This is a genomic window from Geobacillus zalihae NBRC 101842 (assembly GCF_001544135.1).
GTDB classification, from domain to species: domain Bacteria; phylum Bacillota; class Bacilli; order Bacillales; family Anoxybacillaceae; genus Geobacillus; species Geobacillus zalihae.
Genome location: NZ_BCPV01000032.1, coordinates 1 through 16,595, shown reverse-complemented (window position 1 = coordinate 16,595; position 16,595 = coordinate 1). Strand labels below are relative to the sequence as shown.

Sequence of the window (16,595 nt, the reverse complement as noted above, 5' to 3'; positions counted from 1 at the left end):
ATGGTTATCATTTTCGTGAAAAAACGGGGGAATATTGAAATGCGAAAATGGTGGTTCGCCGCGGCGATCGCCACGCTGTTGGCCGGCTGTCAGGACGAAAAGGCATGGCATGAGCAGCCGAAAGTGGTCAGACATGCCCCGGCGCACGGCGACAACATCGCCGTAAGCAGCGACGGGCGCTATGTCTACACCGCCAACATCGATGTGGATACAGTGACAATCATCAACGCGAAAACGAAAACGAAGGAAGCGGAAATTCCCGTCGGCCGCGAACCGCGCCAGCTGGCGCTCAGCCCGGATGGACGGACACTGTATGTTTCCTGCATGTACGATGATGAAGTGGACGTCGTATCGCTTGACAAGCGGAAAGTCGTCGACCGTTGGAAAACGGGGATCGAGCCGTTCGGCATCGTCACCAGTCCGGATGGGGCGGAAGTATATGTCGCCAACTACCGCTCGGGCACGGTCTCGGTGTTTGACGCCGAGAGCGGGAAGCGGACGAAAGACATCCAAGCGGGCGATCGGCCGCGGGCGCTGGCGCTGACAGCGGACGGAAGGAAGCTGTACGTGACGCAATATTTGGCGGCCAAAGTCACCGTGATTGACACAAAGAAACGGCGGGCGGTCAAGGAAATCGCCCTCGCCCCGTCGCCGGACAAAGCCGATCGAAAAAAGAGCCAAGGCGTTCCGAACACGCTTGAGCAAATCGTCATCGCCTCGGACGGCAAAAAAGCGTATATTCCGCACTTATTGACGAACATCGATACGCCGATCCAATTTGAGGAAACGGTCTTTCCGGCCATCTCGGTCATTGATGTGACGAAAGACGTTGAGTTGCCGGACGAGCGGAAAGAGCTGTTTGCCGCGATCAATGTCACGGATGTTCATAACGAGACGATCATCGTCTCCAATCCGTACGATGTGGCGTTTTCCCCGGACGGCGGCAAAGCGTACGCGGTCATGTCTGGAAGCGAGGACCTCGTCGTCTTTGACTTGCGACGCGGCGGCAAGGCGACGCAAATTTTGCGCCGCATCCACGGCAACAATCCGCGCGGGATCGCGATTTCGCCGGATGGGAAGACGCTTTACGTCCACAACGCCATGAGCCATGATTTGGCCGTGATCAAAACCGGAGGAAAAAGCCCATATGCGAAAGCGAAGCAGGAAGATGGCACGATCCGCCTCATTGCGAAAGATTCGCTCTCCCCGCTCGTGCGTGAAGGAAAAACGATCTTTTACAGCGCCAACAGCGACGAGTTTGCCATCAACATCACAGGGAACAATTGGATGAGCTGCGCTTCGTGCCATAGCGACGGCGACATCAACGGCTTGACGCTCATGACGGCGAAAGGGCCGCGCAACGTGCCGAGCAATATTTTGGCGACGAAAACCGGGCTGTTTATGTGGGATGGGTCGCGCGACGATTTTACCGACTACATTCATACCGTGCAAGGCGAGATGGGCGGCATGACGGCGATCGACCCGTCCAAGCCGCTGCCGCCGAACGTCCAGCATATGTTTGACGCCATTCTCGCCTACTTGAACGACCCGCGCTCGTTCCCCGTGCCGAAAAGCCCGTACCGGAACCGCGACGGCAGCTTGACGGCGGAAGCGAAGGAAGGGGAGCGCCTGTTTAACGGGAAAGGGAATTGCTTAAGCTGCCATGGGGGCGAGTATTTCACCGACAGCGTCAAGGCGGTCGGGCCGGACGGGAAATTGACGACTGCCAATACCGCCTACTTGCACGATATCGGCACGGCCAATCCGAAGGACCGCGCCTCCAAAGGCGACGCCCGCGCCCGGTTCACAAACCCGCGGACGCCCAAGCAGTGGGATACGCCGACGCTGCGCGGCGTATGGGCGACAGCCCCGTATTTGCATGACGGCAGCGCGAAAACGATCGAGGAAGCAATCCGGCGCCATCGGACGAAAGAAGTGCAAACATTGACGCCGGGAGAAATTGCGGCCATTGCGGCCTATGTCCGCTCGCTGCAATAGTGAGAGTGATGGGTGAGGAAAAGGTGGCTTTTCTTTCTGCAGGACAGAAGATCGCACGTCATAAAGGAAGGTGTCCCACGCGTGTTGGGGACACCTTTTTCCTTGTTATTTTGGCCGTACATAGCGCTTATCGTGCATAAACAAACGCCAGAAATAGACGAAGCCGGGAAACAAAATGAGAAAGCCCACGATGTAGGAGGCAAACAGCGCCCGGAATGTATCCGGATGGGGAAAAGGAAACGAAACCGCCTGCCTCAATCGAAAGAGGCAGGCGGTTGTATTTCAATGAAGGGCTTTTTGCAGCACGCGGAGATTCTCGGCCATAAGGGAAAAGTAATCTTTGTGGGCTTTTCGATCTTCATCGGTCAGCGATTCCAAGTTATGCAGACGGAGCGGCTTGGCGCCGATTTCGTTCTGAATCACTTCCGCCGTTTTGGGATGAACATTTTGTTCGAAAATGACATAGCGGATGTGATGCTGTTTGGCTGTCTGGATGAGCTGAGTCAGCTCTTTTTGCGATGGTTCGTTGCTCGGAGAAAGCCCGGAAACGCTCAGCTGTTTGATTCCGTAGCGGTCTTCCCAATATCCGTAGGCTTGATGGGAAACGAGTATCTCTTTTCTAGGAGCTTTCTCCACTGTTGAACGGAATTGCCCGTCAAGGCGCTCGAGTTTCATCTTTAACGTTTCAAAGTTTTGCATAAACAGGTCTTTTTTTTCAGGTTTCAGTTCAATCAGCAAATCGCGGATGTTCTTGGCGATCGCAATGGAGCGGATGGGGTCAAGCCATACGTGAGGATCTTTGTCTCCGTGTTCATGGCCATGTTCTTTCTCATGTCCCTCTCCGTGTTCGTCTTTGTGCCCTTCGCCATGCGCATGCTCCTGTTCATGGTTCGATTCAAGCAATTCGATGCCGTTTGTAGCAACGAGAAATCGGACGTGCTCATTTTGTAATGTTTCCTGCAGTTTTTCGGCGAACGGTTCCATCCCGTGGCCAATGTAAATGAAGGCGTCCGCATCGGCAATCTGCTGCACGGTTTTGGTTGTCGGTTCGAACGTATGGGCTTCCACTCCCGGCGGGTAAACGCTTTTGACGTTCACGGCGTCGCCGCCGATTTTTTTCGTAAAGTCTTCAAGCGGATAGACGGTTGTATAAATCGTTAGCTGATCGTTCGATGTTTGGCCCTCTTTTGTTTCTGGCTTCGATTGACAGCCGTATAGCAAGGCGCTCGTCGCCAAAAGGAAAGACAAAATGATGGACGTTGCTCTCATGTTGAACTCCTTTCTGGAATCAAGATGTCCGCATTTATTATATCGTAATCATTACGATTTACAAGATCGATCATACAAAAAAATAAAGCAAATGGCAAGGCCATTAAGTGATTTTGTTTCTTTTCGCGTGTTCTGATGATTCAGGAACGGGATCAAAACCGCCCGGATGGAACGGATGGCATTTCAAAATGCGCTTCGCCGTCAGCCATCCCCCTTTTATGGCGCCAAAGCGCCGGATCGCTTCGATGCCATAGTTCGAGCAGGTCGGATAAAAGCGGCATGTCGGCGGCTTGAGCGGAGAAAGGAAGCGTTGATAAAAGCGGATGCACCAAATCAGCCATTGGCCCATGCCCAGTTCTCCTTTCTGTGATCATCATGATTACAATAGAACAAACCTTTCTTTTGTTCAAGCAAAACGACTGTCGTTCGCTCGGAATGGGGGCGCTCGCCCAGACCTTGCTTTTTGGGCATAGACGCCAAGCGAGAGGCAAAAAAGATGCGGGACGCCCCTCGTTTTGGTTATGATAAAGAAAGAGGATCAAAATAGCTAGGAGTGATTGACATGCCTTCACCGGTGGAAAGCTTTGAATTGGACCATTGCGCGGTCAAAGCGCCGTACGTTCGGCATTGCGGCGTTCACAAAGTCGGCAGTGACGGCGTCGTCAATAAGTTTGACATTCGCTTTTGCCAGCCGAACAAAGAAGCGATGGACCCGGCCGCGATTCATACGCTCGAACATCTGTTGGCGTATACGCTGCGCCGACATGCGGCCAAATATGATCATTTCGATATTATCGACATCTCGCCTATGGGTTGCCAAACCGGGTTTTATCTTGTCGTGAGCGGCTCGCCGACCGTGGACGAGATCATTGATTTGTTGGAAGAAGCCATGAAGGACGCGCTCGCCGCGACGGAAGTGCCAGCCGCGACCGAGCGGCAATGCGGCCAAGCGAAGCTGCATGATCTAGAGGCGGCCAAACAGCTGATGCGCTTTTGGCTTTCGCAAGAGAAAGAAGAGTTGAAAAAGGTGTTTGGTTGATGAACAAGCCAGCCCCGCGCCGCTACTGCGGCTGCTTCGGGCCGGCTTGTTGTTCGCCGCCGTGTTCATTCGGGTGCGGATCGACCGTATGCTTGTAGGCATACGCTTTGGACGTCGTGACGACCGCCAGCACGAGAACGACAGCGGCGATGATGAGGCAAACGATCAAGGTCCAGTACATCATGACGCCCGCCTTTTTTCTTTTTATTATACCATATCTGGCAGAGCTGGCGTTCATATTTCCGGTGAAATCGGGTAAGCTATCCATCGACACGTTTTCCATGTTTCATCTCTATTTCGCGCAGGAGACTCCCACTCAACGACCAAAGGGAGTAAGTGGGAGAGGAATGCGCGTTCCCCCTTTCTTTTGTGTATGATCGAATAAAGGCGTGGAGAAAACTGTTCAATAAAGGCACTCCAATCACGGCTGCTCGATGGATGGGGTTGGTTGCAGGAAACGTTGCAACCGTAAAACATCGAGCGTAGGTCCGTCTGTTGTGTGTGGAAGCCAAGTACTGCCAACAGACACACCGAGAGAATCGGCAACGATGCAGGCATGACCTGCATCGTTGGGCAGTTGTCAACCTGCCCCTGATGCAACCCCAAGTCAAGGAAGGAGGACGAAGTCCGCTCGCACTTCTGGGGAGTTGCAAGCCCCCACTTCAAGCGTTCGCGAAGTGGGGGTAGTTGACCAACAAGCCAGCTGGGTACAAGAACCATAAGGAGGAGTGAGAGGATGACAACTCGACTGATCGATCTTGTCAACAAGCAAATCGCCAACTGGACTGTGTTGTACGTGAAATTGCACAACTATCATTGGTATGTCACCGGGCCGCAGTTTTTCACGCTGCATGAAAAATTCGAAGAGCTGTACAACGAAGCCGCGACCCACATTGACGCACTGGCCGAGCGGCTGTTGGCCTTGGGTGGCAAGCCTGTGGCGACGATGAAAGACTGCCTCAAGCAGGCGTCCGTCAAAGAAGCAGCCGGGACGGAAACGGCGGAGCAAATGGTCGCTTCGATTGTCGGCGACTTTGAAACGATGATCGGCGAATTGAAAGAAGGCATGCAGCTGGCGGATGAAGTGAACGATGAAACGACGGGGGATATGCTGCTTGGCATTCATCGCAGCTTGGAAAAACACGTCTGGATGTTGAAATCGTTCTTAGGACGATAAGAAGAGGAGGCTGTCCTCAGGCCGGGGGACGGCCTTTTGCTTTGTCCTGTCTTTGTCGAAAAAGGGCGATTTTTTAGGGAATGCGCCGCGTCGCGTTCTCCTCACCGGGCATACGATAGTTACGCGTATCCTATGTTCAAGGAGGGGGGAGCGTGAACAAGCCGATCCCGATGGTTGCCGTGTCGCTGTTCGGTTCGTTTTTGTCGCTGTTTGTCGGCAGCGTGGACTCATTTGTCGTGATTTTGCTTGCTTTGGTCATTGTCGACTACCTCACCGGCATCGCCGCCAGCGCGGTTGAAGGCAAGCTATCAAGTCAAGTCGGCTTTCGCGGCATCATCCGCAAACTGTTGATTTTCATTCTGGTGGCGGCATCGCATCTCGTCGATTTGGCCATTGGATGGAACATGCATGTCATCCGCGATGCGATCATTTTTTTCTATATCGCCAATGAGTTTATCTCGATTGTGGAAAACGCCGGCCGGGCGGGCGTTCCGATCCCGTCCGTGCTGCGCAAGGCGATCGAGCTGTTGAAAGATGAAATAAAATGAGCATAGTTTTCCCCGATTGCCCCACACTAAGCAAAAAGAGCAAAAGAAGGAGTGGATGAAGGTGGCAGATGAACAAAAAAAGACGTATTACGTCTCAATGGCGCACGGGGAAATTTCCCAGTTGAAAACGGCATCGCCGTGGGACTTTCAAATTGAGGCGACCGACGAGGAAATCGCACGCCTGCGCGAGTATTTTGACCAAAACTACTCCACCGACTGGCAGGCGTTTTGGCGCACCCATGTGCCGTACATCCAATACCACTATGATCGGGAAAACGATGCGTACGACCGGACGATGGTCGACATTTACAAAATGATTTATGAGCTCGGCAACGACGAAGCGAAAGCGCACATCCGCTCGATGGGCATTCTCCCGGACGAAAAAGAAGAGTAAACGCCGCGAGTCGAGCGGCGTTTTTCTGTATAATGGGGAGAGGAAAGGGGAGAGTCCGATGCATGAATTTCGCGATTATTACGGACATCGCGTTCGGCTGGCCTTTGCGGATCATCCGTTTTCCCCCTCCCCCGGGCATGTATGGGTCATTTGCCGCTATGGCGGGCGATGGCTGTTGACGGATCATCCGCGCCGCGGCCTTGAGTTTCCCGGCGGCAAGGTGGAAGAACGGGAAACAGCGGCGGAAGCCGCGGTCCGCGAAGTGATGGAAGAAACGGGGGGAATCGTCGGCCGGCTCGAATACATCGGCCAATATAAAGTGGAGCCGGATATCGTGAAAAACATTTATTTTGCCGACATCGCTGCGCTCGTCGAGCGGGGGTCGTATTTGGAAACGAACGGCCCGGTGCTGCTTGAGGCGCTGCCGGATGACATCCGCACGGATGAACGGTTCAGCTATATCATGAAAGACGATGTCCTTTCGCTTTCGCTTGCCGAGTTGAAACAGCGCGGACTGATCAGCCGAGGGGAAAGAAGCGGAGAACGGTGATGATTTTAGACGGCTTTTGTTGGTCATCCGGTTCCATGAAGGAAGAAGCCAAGGGGGGATGGGCGGATGCCGGCCCGACGTCAGGAATGAAAAGAGACGCCCGTCGATCGTTTACGAACGTCTCTTAACGACGGCTGCCCCATTTTTTCTCGACGATGGCAACAAGTTGGTACATAACAGTCGACAACAAAGCGACAATGAGCAGGCTCATCAATACGAGCGTGAAGTTGAACACTTGGAAGCCGTAAATGATTAAATACCCAAGCCCTTGCTTGGAGACGAGAAACTCTCCGGTGATGACACCGACCCAAGCGAGGCCGACGTTCACTTTCAACGTCGAAATGATCGCCGGGAACGACGCCGGCAGCACCGCCTCTTTAAAGCATTGGTAGCGGGTGGCGCCGAACGTCCGCAGCACTTTCAAATAGTTCGGGTCAACTTCTTGGAACGCCGAATAGACGACAATCGTCGTGATGATGATGGAAATGACGACGCCCATGGCGATGATGGACGTAAATCCCGGTCCGAGAGCGACGATCAAAATCGGCCCGAGGGCGACTTTTGGCATGGCGTTGAAGACGACCAAATACGGATCGAGCGTTTTCGCCAGGCGCGGAAACCACCAAAGGACCGCGCCGATGAGCGCCCCGCCGGTGGTACCGATAAGAAAGCCGAGCAACGTTTCAAACAATGTCGCCCACGTGTGGACAAACAGCGAATGATCGCCAAGTTTTTCGCCAAACAGCTTGGCGATGGCGGACGGCGAACTGAATAGGAGCGGATCGACCCAATGGAAGCGGCTCGCCGCTTCCCAGACGGCGAAAAAGGCGACAAGCAGCGCCGTCTGCCAAAGGCGGATCACCCGCCGCTCTTTACGCAATGCGGCGAGGTATTCACGGTGCAGCGATTCGATGCGATCATGGAGCGGCTTCAAGGTCCTCCATCTCCTTCCAAATGGATTGGAACAATGGCGAAAACGCCGGATGCTGGCGGGCGGCAAGCGGCGGGCGGCCGCGCAGTTCATCCGGGATGACAAACGTCCGCACAAGGCGCCCAGGGCGCGGTGAAAACAAGAAAATGCGATCGCTCATGGCGATGGCTTCTTCGATGTCATGGGTGACGAGCACCGCTGTTTTTTCGTATTGTTTTAACGTCTTCCAAACGAGTTCTTCCAGTTTCAGCTTTGTTTGTTGATCGAGGGCGGAAAACGGTTCATCAAGCAAAAGCAGCTTCGGGTCGGTCGCCAACGTGCGCACGAGCGCCGCACGCTGGCGCATGCCGCCGGACAGCTGGCTCGGGTAATACGACTCGACGCCGGCTAGGCCGATCTCCGCCAGCAGAGCGAGCGCCCGTTCTTTGGTTTGAGCAGTTAGCGTTCTAGTCATTTTTAAGCCGAGAAGGATGTTTTCTTCGATCGTTTTCCATGGGAATAGGTAGTCTTGCTGAAGCATGTAGCCGACCGCGCGCCGCGCCGTTTGGGCGTCCGATCCGCCCGACCAGAGCGGTTCGCCTTCTATGAGCACCGCCCCTTCCGTTGGTTCGATCAATCCGGCGATGATCGAAAGCAGCGTCGTTTTGCCGCAGCCGCTAGGGCCGAGAAAGGAGACGAACTCCCCTTTCTCGACGGACAGCGACACATCATCGAGTGCAGTGACAGCGGTCGTTTTTGTCAAATACGTGTGCGAGAGGCGGTCGATGACAAGAAACATTTCGTTCACCCGCTTTCGTCACTTGTTCATCGCGCTTTTGGCAAACGACGAATCAACAAGCGTGTTCAGGTCGATGCGCTTCGGCAGCTCGCCGGCTTCGGCCATAATGGTTTGCAAGTTGTTCCATTCTTCTTCATCCAAAATCGGATCGGTCGCGTAGGTCCCTTGGCTTTTGTACCGGTCGACGACTTTTTCGATCAAAGCCAAATCGGTGTCTTTGAAATACGGCTGAATAGCTTTCGCGATCTCGGCGGCGCTGTGCGATTCGACCCATTGCTGCGCTTTGTAGATCGCGCGCGTAAATTTTTCAATGACGTCTTTGTTCGCTTTGATGTAGCTTCGTTTCGCCATATACGACGTGTACGGCACGCGCCCGGATTCGGTGCCGAATGAAGCGACGATATAGCCTTTTCCTTCTTGTTCAAAAATGCTCGCCGTCGGTTCAAACAGCTGGACGAAATCGCCCGTCCCGCTCGCAAAGGCGTTGGCGATATTGGCGAAATCAACGTTTTGGATCAGCTTCAAATCTTGATGCGGGTCAATGCCGTGTTTTTTCAGCACAAACTCGCCGACCATTTGCGGCATGCCGCCTTTCCGTTGGCCGAGGAACGTGCTTCCTTTCAGCATCTCCCATGTAAAGTGGTCGATTTTCTCGCGGGAAACAAGAAACGTCCCGTCGGTTTGCGTGAGCTGCGCGAAATTGATGACCGGATCGTCCGTCCCTTGCGCATAGACATAAATGGATGTTTCCGAGCCGACAAGGGCGATGTCCGCGCCGCCGGAAAGCAGCGTCGTCATCGTTTTGTCGCCGCCCCATGTCGTCGTCAGTTCGACATCCAGCCCCTCTTCTTGAAAGAAGCCTTTTGCCAGGGCGACGTACTGCGGCGCGTAAAAAATCGAGTGCGTCACTTCGGCGAGCCGCACTTTTTTGAGCGGCTTTTCGCTTTGGCCCCCGTCATTCGTGCAGGCGGAAAGCGGCAAAAGCAAGAGAAGCGAGCATAACCATACGGCCCATTTTTTCATGTTCGTTAACCCCCTTGGTTCGCATGCGGTAAACCGTGGTTTCACCTTATCGTATGCACGCAGCAAAAATGTGTGAATGCCTAGAAAAAATGGGCGGTCAGCCGAGAACGGGCGGCGGTCGGGACGCTCCTCGCGCTCCAGGGCTTTTTCAAGATGACGCTCGGCCAAGGGGAGGCATGCAAGAGCGGCGAGGCAGTCGGACATCCCCACTTGTCCTAATGAAAGAAGGCGTTGGGGGATGATGACGGGTGGTTCGCATCATCTGTTTTCGCATAGGAAGGAGGCAGGCGTATGGACGGGGACATCATCGACCAATACCGGTTTCCGTCGCCGCATCCGGGAATCGATGTGTTCTTTGTCACCTATATGTCCCAAGGGCTGAAGGTGAAAGGATTTTTAGCGGCGCCGAAACAAAATAAGGTGTATGACGGCTTCTTGTATTTGCGCGGCGGGATTAAAAATGTGGGGCAGGTGCGAGTGCCGCGCCTTGTCCAATTCGCTTCGCAAGGGTTTGTCGTCTTCGCTCCGCTTTACCGCGGCAATGGGGGCGGAGAAGGAAACGAAGATTTCGCCGGCGACGACCGTTATGACGCGCTTGCTGGGTTTTATCTCCTTCGCCGCCATCCGCTCGTCCATCCCGGGCGCGTTCACATGTTCGGCTTCTCCCGCGGCGGGGCGATGGCGCTCCATGCCGCCCTAATGGCCGAGGGGGTCTGTTCGGTGGCGGTCTGGGGAGGGGTGGCGGATCTGGAGCTTACGTATTGGGAGCGGCCTGACTTGCGGCGAATGATGAAGCGCGTCATCGGCGGGACGCCGAACAAATGCCCGGAGCGCTACCGGCATCGAACCCCGCTTTATTATCTCGAGCGGCTCCAAGCCCCGGTGCTCATCATCCACGGCGGGCGCGATGAGAACGTATCGATTGAGCACGCCTATCGGCTTGAGCGGCGGCTGAAGCAGCTCGGCAAACCGGTCACGGCTTGGTACTTCCCTGAGTTCACCCACTATTTTCCGCCGCAAGCCAATCGCGAGACGGTGCAAAGGCTCACGGAATGGATGAAACAACAGCTGACAATGTGATACGATACAACTAGAGGGGCGGCTGCGCGCGCCGCTCGGGTGGCGGCGCGGCCGCCAACGAATCGATGGGGTGCCAAGGAGGTTGAAATCATATGGGCATGCCGATGGAAGTGCAGACGGTCATTGTGACCAAAGGGAAGGAACAGCGCGTTCAAGGAAATGTGTTTGTGCTGGAAAAAGACGGATACCGCTTGTATCCGCTCGACGTGCCGCTTGAAGTGCGTCGGACCGTACAAAGCGAAGCGAGCGGCATCGCGGTCGTGAAAAAGCTTGAGTGGAAAGACAGCCGGACGACGGTGACGTATGAGCTCGTCAGCCTGTATTCGACGAATTGAACGAGGCTGCACACCACGAAGCGGCTGAATGAGAGCTGAACGGGTTCATCGGACAGGAGCGCAAACGGAAGAACGGTTTGCGCTCTTGGCTCAAGTTTTTTCCGTCTATAGTTAACTTGTGGCGTCAGGCCGATTCAGACAAGCATAAAAATAGCCTTTGCTTGAGGACTTCCTGTGCGACGTTTGATCATACCATAAAAAAAGTAGGGGGGAGGAGAAGGAGTTTGGCCGCGGAGAGCGAATATCATACGATGAATTCGATGCCGCAAGGAGGGAAAACGTGGCCAAACAGCGAATCGATCACGACCGGTTGTTCAAGGAGCTGCTGTCGACGTTTTTCGAAGACTTTTTGCTTCTTTTCTTTCCTGACGTGTACGAGCACATCGACGTTCACCATCTCTCTTTCCTCTCCGAAGAGCTGTTCACCGACGTGACAGCCGGGGAGAAGCACCGCGTCGACTTGTTGGTCGAAACAAAGGTAAAAGGGGAAGACGGGCTCGTCATCGTTCACGTCGAACATCAAAGCTATAAGCAGCGGACGTTCCCCGAGCGAATGTTCCTCTACTTCAGCCGCTTGTTTCAAAAACACCGCCGCCGCATCCTCCCGATTGCCATCTTCAGCTACGACGAACGCCACGACGAACCTTCCTCATTGATGATTCAATTTCCATTTTTGACGGTTCTTGACTTCCGCTTTCTGACGGTGGAACTGCGCAAACTGCCGTGGCGCGAGTACATCCGCCGTGACAATCCGGTTGCCGCCGCCTTGTTAAGCAAAATGGGGTATAATGAAAGCGAGAAGGTGGAAGTGAAAAAGGAGTTTTTGCGCATGCTAGTCCGCCTCGAGCTCGATGAGGCGAAGCAGCGGCTGTTGTTTGGGTTTTTTGAAACGTATTTGCGGTTGTCCGAAGCGGAGGAAATCCAACTGCGAAACGAGGTGAGCCAAATGGAGACGAAGGAAGCGAAACAAGTGATGGAGCTCATCATCTCATACGAACAGCGGGGAATCGAGAAAGGCATTCAACAAGGAGTCAAACAAGGAATCGAACAAGGGTTGAAACAAGGAATAAAGCAAGGGATGAAGCAAGGGATGAAGCAAGGGATTGAACAGGGACGTCAAAAAGGGATCGAGGAAGGGAAAATCGACATCGCGAAGAAAATGTTGGCGAAAGGGTACGATGTCGACACGATCCACGAGCTGACCGGGCTGCCGGCGGAAAAGATTGAACAGCTGAAGAAGTAAACCCGCCTTCGCATTGTCGTCGACCTCCAATCGTGCAAAAATCCCGGGGGATCGACGACAATCATTTTATGCGTTCGAACCTTACGGCCATCGAGGGTAAAGTCTATTGACAGAATTTGTCGGCGACGTTCATCGTCCCGATTGGCGTTTTGATTCTAATGTTGAAAAGGCAGGGGCGCAAACAATCCTTCGGTTTGCACTCTGCCATATGATGAAGCAAGACTGATTCCTTTGCTTTGTTCTGAAATAAAGTGATCATTTACAGAGGGAGCTCACAAAATAGTTCCCGTGATTTCTCCTTTTTGGTTCTCCTTATAACTCCAGATTTTCCGCTGACGATAACTGATCCAGCCGCTGATCAAAAAGCAGCAAACAGACAAATAAAATGAAAAACGAATCCCGTAAACATCGGCGATAAAGCTCATTAACAATGTGGAAATTCCGAATGTTACGGAACTAATGACTCCCTGCACGGCAAAAACATGAGGCAGCGCGTCCATCCGGGCATTTTTTTGAAGAATCGTCTGAAGACAGATCAGCTTCCATTGTTCGATGATCCCGTACAGGGCGGAATACAGAAGCGCCAGCGCACCGTGCGTCGTTGTGCCAAATAACAGTGTGACAATAGCGATACAAAACGGGCCAAACAATACAAAAAATTGCTGGTTTTTTTCAACCGATTGACTAAACGTAACGCTTAACAATCCCCCTATCACCATGCCGCCAAAGAAAACAGAGTTAATATATCCCCACCATTCCTCTCCTACATGTAATTGTTCTTTCACATACATATAAAGGATGGCCGAAATCCAGACGCCATTTCCGATTCCTTCAAAAAATGACATGAAGCTAATCGATTTTGCGTGCACATTTCTCCACGTGTATTCCCATCCTAGACGGATCGAAAGGAGAAAGTTCTTTAGGCCTTTGTCTTGGACCGTATTCTTCTTTGTATGTTCTTGTATAGGCAACAGAAACATGAGAATGCTTGAAACGATATAGAACAATAAGGTGATATGGATTAAAAGGAACGGCGATCCCGCACTGACAATCAAACTCCCGATCGGCCATGCGCTAAGTTTGATGAATTGGTCTAACGTGTTTAAAAAACTGTTGGCTTTCAAGATTTCCTCCTTGGAAACGATAAAAGGAACGAGGGAGTTTTTAATCGGATTATTGATCCCGTCTAAAAAAGCGATCAATGATACAAAAACGTAAACGATCGCAATGTGATGTTCCGCACCCCATTGCAAAAACAGCGAGAGAAAAAGCAGCAGAAATGTTTTACACAGTTGTCCGTAGGACAATAACGTTTTTAGTTTATATTTTTCGAAAAATATCGGTGCGACGATTCCACTAATAAATAACGACAATGTAACGAAAAAAGGGACTAAGGCGGCAGCCATGGCTTTCGATGTCAAATGATATAGGCAAGAGACAACGGAAACAATGTAGAACACATCTCCGAAATTCGCGAAAGATTGTCCGATCCAAAGGAAATGAAATGGTTTCTTTTTCATGACCTCAATCCTCTCTTTGATCATCGAAACGATTGGTAATGGAATCGTAAACACGAACCAAAAGCCAGCTCTTCAGTTTTTGATAAAACGAGCTTTTTGTCGCGCCCCTAAGCGAGGAGGCGAAAGAAAGCGGATGGATTTTCAACAATTTCCTAAAGGCGAATGGATATACTGAAGCAATGGAAGCCTCCCCCTTATTCTGTTTAGAGTCCATTTTTATTCCTATGGTGCTGGTTGAGCATCAGCGCTCAACTAGCACCACGGGTGGATGAGGAATTTGGGTCATCACGCTTTCGGCTGCGATTCGATCGTGGCAGGATGCTTCCGTCACCACATATCCCATTGGCAAACCTTGATCGGTCACTTGAAGGTGCAGTTTCAACCCGTAGTACCATTGCTTTTTGGAAGCGCAATACCCGATGTCGGCGATCCCTTGAAACCGTTTGACACGATGCATTCTCGCAGCATGGCACAACTCTAATGGCAAGCTGTCGACTACGGCATAGGCATGATGTTGGCCGCGTTTCGCCAGCTCATGGCGGATCCATTTCATCGCCCAACGCAGCGCCCGACAACGACGGTTGTATCGGGAACGTTCGAGAAACTGACCGTTTGTGAACAAATTTCCGGTGACAAAGCGATGCCATGCCCGTTCGGAAGAAAAGCCAAGCAGCTTCCCCAAAATGTGAATCGCTATGATCACGTCATCTTCTTGCTTTACCAAATGGCGGTTGCGGCGTTGAAGATGCGTCTGAATCAATGACAGTTGAGCGGAGACAAAAAAGAAAATGGCGGCATATTGCTTTTGAATCTTGGCCCGATCTGTAGTAAAATGAAAGTGCTCTTGCATGGGGATTCTCCTTTCGAATGTTGGATCGCACTTTCATTCTACAGGAGATCCTCATGCAAGGGCTATTTTTATGCTTGTTTGAGTTTATCTAGCACCACGGGTAAAGATATATTATCCAATACATAAATTTATAAAAAAGGGGAATTTTGTATATGATAAAAAAAGAAAAAGGTAGAAATAAATATTCTGTTTCAGATCACATCTTTGCAATAACAATTGTATCCTTCATGTGCTTAGCCATTATCTCGTTGCCTTTCCTACTTTTTTATTCAGTAATGCATCTTATTTCGTTGACAACCGATGTCCGTATTAATTCATTTGGAACCTTTTCTTCTATCAAAATTATCCTAAAATTTTTTATAACTACTTTAGTCATAACAGGGGTGGTAGATACGATTTTTTCTATAATCTTGAACCGCTCGAAAAGAATTCTTGGTTTTCTTTCTGAAGCACTTCTGATGCTTGCCTTTTTCTATTTTTATGTTTTGATTTATTCTCTTATGTCTAATGAAATTGTAATGACAGATAAAGGTCGCCTTTATGTTTCCTTATTTTTGTTCCTCATGTATTTATCTATTCATGTAGTATATATTGGTTCAAAACGGCTTTATGAATTAATAGTAAAAAAGTAACATATTAACAGTATTTTATCTCCCTACAAATAGACAATAAAAGAAACACATTTGATACACTGTTGTAAATTAACACATTATTTCAGAATCCCTTTTTCAAATTATTTCAGGCGGATTCGGAAATAATGTGCAAAATTTTTGCGGATTGTTCCGGATTTTGCACATTCTTTCGGAACGTTTGCACGCTCTTTCAGATGAAGATTTCCAACGCGCCTGATGGACCGATGGAAAAGAGAAAGCACAAAAGAGGCCGATTCGGCCCCTTTCGTGCTAATACCCCATTTCCTCTGCGGCCATGCGCACCACTTCTTCGTCAATGGCGTCCTTTTTCAGCTGATGCCCGTATAACAGGCACGTCGTGGCCAACGTGTTGATCACCCGAGGCCATCCCCGTGACTGCAGGGCAATCGCCTCTAACGCCGATGGGGTGAAGATTGGATGCTTCGCTCCGGCCTGTTTCATCCGATGCTCGATGTAGCCCGCCACCTCTTCCTTCTCCAGCGGCCCCATCCGATATCGCATGATGATTCGCTGGTCGAGAGGACGGTGCTGATTGAGCCGCAGCTTCCCCTGTAAATGAGGCAACCCGGCCAAAATCAAGACAAATGGGTTGGTTGAATCCATCTCAAAGTTGAACAAGATGGCGATGTCTTGTAAAAAGGCATCCTTTGCGAAATGCATCTCGTCCAAAATGAACACCGGGGTAATCCGTCGTTCATGATACAAACGCTCGATCGCCTGCTGGATTTGGCGGAAGAGGTCTACCTTGCGGTACTTCGGTTCCTCTCCTAATCCCAAGGCCAGTCCACGGTAAACATCCATCACGCCTCCGGTGGATAACGGAAAGTAGACGACATGATACAATGATGGATTCAATGACTCTTTCAGCGCCCGAAGGGCGAACGTCTTGCCCGCCCCCGGCTCTCCGATCAACAGCCCGATCCCCCGGGTTCGTTTCACGTACTCCAGCGCCTGCAGCGCTTCTTGAAACGCCGCCCCTTGATACGCCTCGGACGGGTCGGTTTCTTTCGCAAACGGCTCCCGCGAGAGGGAATAAAACGTTTTATACATCCTGTTCGCCCTCCTTCGCCGAAACCGCCGCAAACGGCGACCGGTGGCGCTTCACATAGGCGTTATCCTCCAAACGCACCCGAATGGCTTCTGCCACCTGTTTGCCATCTTTGTACACATAGACGCCTCGTTCATCATAGCGGAGCTCAATCGATTG

At 51.7% G+C, this 16,595-nt stretch carries 18 protein-coding genes and 2 pseudogenes; 9 read left to right on the top strand and 11 right to left on the bottom strand.

The features are described 5' to 3' along the window. The first annotated feature begins 39 nt into the window (after positions 1-39). Entirely contained in the window at positions 40-1,998 is a 1,959-nt protein-coding gene (locus tag GZ1_RS10435; protein WP_060788453.1) for a beta-propeller fold lactonase family protein, read from the top strand. A gap of 105 nt (positions 1,999-2,103) precedes the next feature. Here GZ1_RS10435 and GZ1_RS19930 read toward each other — a convergent pair. From GZ1_RS19930 to yidD, 3 genes and pseudogenes are all read right to left on the bottom strand, one after another. Further along, positions 2,104-2,232: pseudogene (locus tag GZ1_RS19930) on the bottom strand (cytochrome d ubiquinol oxidase subunit II); the annotation flags it as partial. Positions 2,233-2,280: 48 nt separating this feature from the next. After that, entirely contained in the window at positions 2,281-3,267 is a 987-nt protein-coding gene (locus tag GZ1_RS10430; RefSeq protein ID WP_015375669.1) for a metal ABC transporter substrate-binding protein, read from the bottom strand. 103 nt (positions 3,268-3,370) lie between these two features. Continuing rightward, complete coding sequence (gene yidD / locus GZ1_RS10425; protein WP_011232336.1) at positions 3,371-3,616, bottom strand: membrane protein insertion efficiency factor YidD; 246 nt, start codon at positions 3,614-3,616, stop codon at positions 3,371-3,373. A 213-nt stretch (positions 3,617-3,829) separates the two neighbouring features. Here yidD and GZ1_RS10420 point away from each other — a divergent pair, with 213 nt between their 5' ends. Further along, positions 3,830-4,306 carry an S-ribosylhomocysteine lyase gene (locus tag GZ1_RS10420; RefSeq protein WP_011232335.1) on the top strand — a complete coding sequence of 159 codons (477 nt, stop codon included), beginning with the start codon at positions 3,830-3,832 and terminating at the stop codon, positions 4,304-4,306. Positions 4,307-4,328: 22 nt separating this feature from the next. On the opposite strand, the gene ytzI is transcribed toward GZ1_RS10420, so the two are convergent. After that, positions 4,329-4,490 carry a YtzI protein gene (gene ytzI / locus GZ1_RS18275; RefSeq protein WP_015375668.1) on the bottom strand — a complete coding sequence of 54 codons (162 nt, stop codon included), beginning with the start codon at positions 4,488-4,490 and terminating at the stop codon, positions 4,329-4,331. A 552-nt stretch (positions 4,491-5,042) separates the two neighbouring features. Between ytzI and GZ1_RS10415 the strand changes: the two genes are divergently transcribed. The 4 genes from GZ1_RS10415 (at position 5,043) to ytkD (ending at position 6,975) form a co-directional block, all read left to right on the top strand. After that, positions 5,043-5,483, top strand: a complete 441-nt coding sequence (locus GZ1_RS10415; protein WP_011232333.1) for a Dps family protein — start codon at positions 5,043-5,045, stop codon at positions 5,481-5,483. A 152-nt stretch (positions 5,484-5,635) separates the two neighbouring features. Beyond that, entirely contained in the window at positions 5,636-6,031 is a 396-nt protein-coding gene (locus GZ1_RS10410) for a phage holin family protein (RefSeq protein WP_011232332.1), read from the top strand. A 61-nt stretch (positions 6,032-6,092) separates the two neighbouring features. Then, on the top strand, positions 6,093-6,425 hold the full coding sequence (locus GZ1_RS10405; RefSeq protein WP_041470577.1) for a hypothetical protein: 333 nt from the start codon (positions 6,093-6,095) through the stop codon (positions 6,423-6,425). Positions 6,426-6,483: 58 nt separating this feature from the next. After that, the gene (ytkD, locus tag GZ1_RS10400) at positions 6,484-6,975 is read left to right on the top strand and encodes an RNA deprotection pyrophosphohydrolase (RefSeq protein ID WP_060788437.1); all 492 of its coding nucleotides are present in this window, start codon (positions 6,484-6,486) and stop codon (positions 6,973-6,975) included. A gap of 124 nt (positions 6,976-7,099) precedes the next feature. Here the strand turns inward: ytkD and GZ1_RS10395 are convergent, their stop codons facing one another. Genes GZ1_RS10395 through GZ1_RS10385 form a run of 3 tightly spaced genes read right to left on the bottom strand, consistent with a single transcriptional unit; the run spans position 7,100 to position 9,707 of the window. Continuing rightward, positions 7,100-7,909 carry an ABC transporter permease gene (locus GZ1_RS10395; RefSeq protein ID WP_060788436.1) on the bottom strand — a complete coding sequence of 270 codons (810 nt, stop codon included), beginning with the start codon at positions 7,907-7,909 and terminating at the stop codon, positions 7,100-7,102. Continuing rightward, a complete protein-coding gene (locus GZ1_RS10390; protein WP_060788435.1) occupies positions 7,893-8,684 on the bottom strand; it encodes an ABC transporter ATP-binding protein in 792 nt (263 codons plus the stop codon). The genes GZ1_RS10395 and GZ1_RS10390 overlap by 17 nt, the downstream gene beginning before the upstream one ends. Before the next feature lie 18 nt (positions 8,685-8,702). After that, positions 8,703-9,707, bottom strand: coding sequence for an ABC transporter substrate-binding protein (locus tag GZ1_RS10385; protein ID WP_060788434.1), 1,005 nt, complete (start codon positions 9,705-9,707; stop codon positions 8,703-8,705). 291 nt (positions 9,708-9,998) lie between these two features. On the opposite strand from GZ1_RS10385, the gene GZ1_RS10380 reads away from it, so the two are divergent. The 3 genes from GZ1_RS10380 to GZ1_RS10370 all read left to right on the top strand — a co-directional run bounded on the left by GZ1_RS10380 (position 9,999) and on the right by GZ1_RS10370 (position 12,365). Next, positions 9,999-10,787 (top strand): alpha/beta hydrolase family protein, encoded by a 789-nt coding sequence (locus GZ1_RS10380; protein ID WP_060788433.1) that lies wholly within the window; start codon positions 9,999-10,001, stop codon positions 10,785-10,787. A 92-nt stretch (positions 10,788-10,879) separates the two neighbouring features. Then, positions 10,880-11,122, top strand: a complete 243-nt coding sequence (locus tag GZ1_RS10375; RefSeq protein WP_060788432.1) for a DUF2584 domain-containing protein — start codon at positions 10,880-10,882, stop codon at positions 11,120-11,122. A gap of 280 nt (positions 11,123-11,402) precedes the next feature. Beyond that, positions 11,403-12,365: an Rpn/YhgA-type helix-turn-helix domain-containing protein gene (locus GZ1_RS10370; RefSeq protein WP_060788431.1), complete on the top strand. Its 963-nt coding sequence runs from the start codon at positions 11,403-11,405 to the stop codon at positions 12,363-12,365. Positions 12,366-12,637: 272 nt separating this feature from the next. Here GZ1_RS10370 and GZ1_RS10365 read toward each other — a convergent pair whose 3' ends face one another. The 4 genes and pseudogenes from GZ1_RS10365 to GZ1_RS18940 form a co-directional block, all read right to left on the bottom strand. Further along, a complete protein-coding gene (locus GZ1_RS10365) occupies positions 12,638-13,885 on the bottom strand; it encodes an MFS transporter (protein ID WP_060788430.1) in 1,248 nt (415 codons plus the stop codon). Between the two features lie 241 nt (positions 13,886-14,126). Further along, positions 14,127-14,735, bottom strand: a complete 609-nt coding sequence (locus GZ1_RS10360) for an IS982 family transposase (protein WP_373278101.1) — start codon at positions 14,733-14,735, stop codon at positions 14,127-14,129. A gap of 902 nt (positions 14,736-15,637) precedes the next feature. After that, positions 15,638-16,438 (bottom strand): ExeA family protein, encoded by an 801-nt coding sequence (locus GZ1_RS10350; RefSeq protein ID WP_060788428.1) that lies wholly within the window; start codon positions 16,436-16,438, stop codon positions 15,638-15,640. After that, a pseudogene (locus GZ1_RS18940) lies at positions 16,431-16,595 on the bottom strand (IS481 family transposase); the annotation flags it as partial. The gene GZ1_RS10350 and the pseudogene GZ1_RS18940, both read right to left, overlap by 8 nt.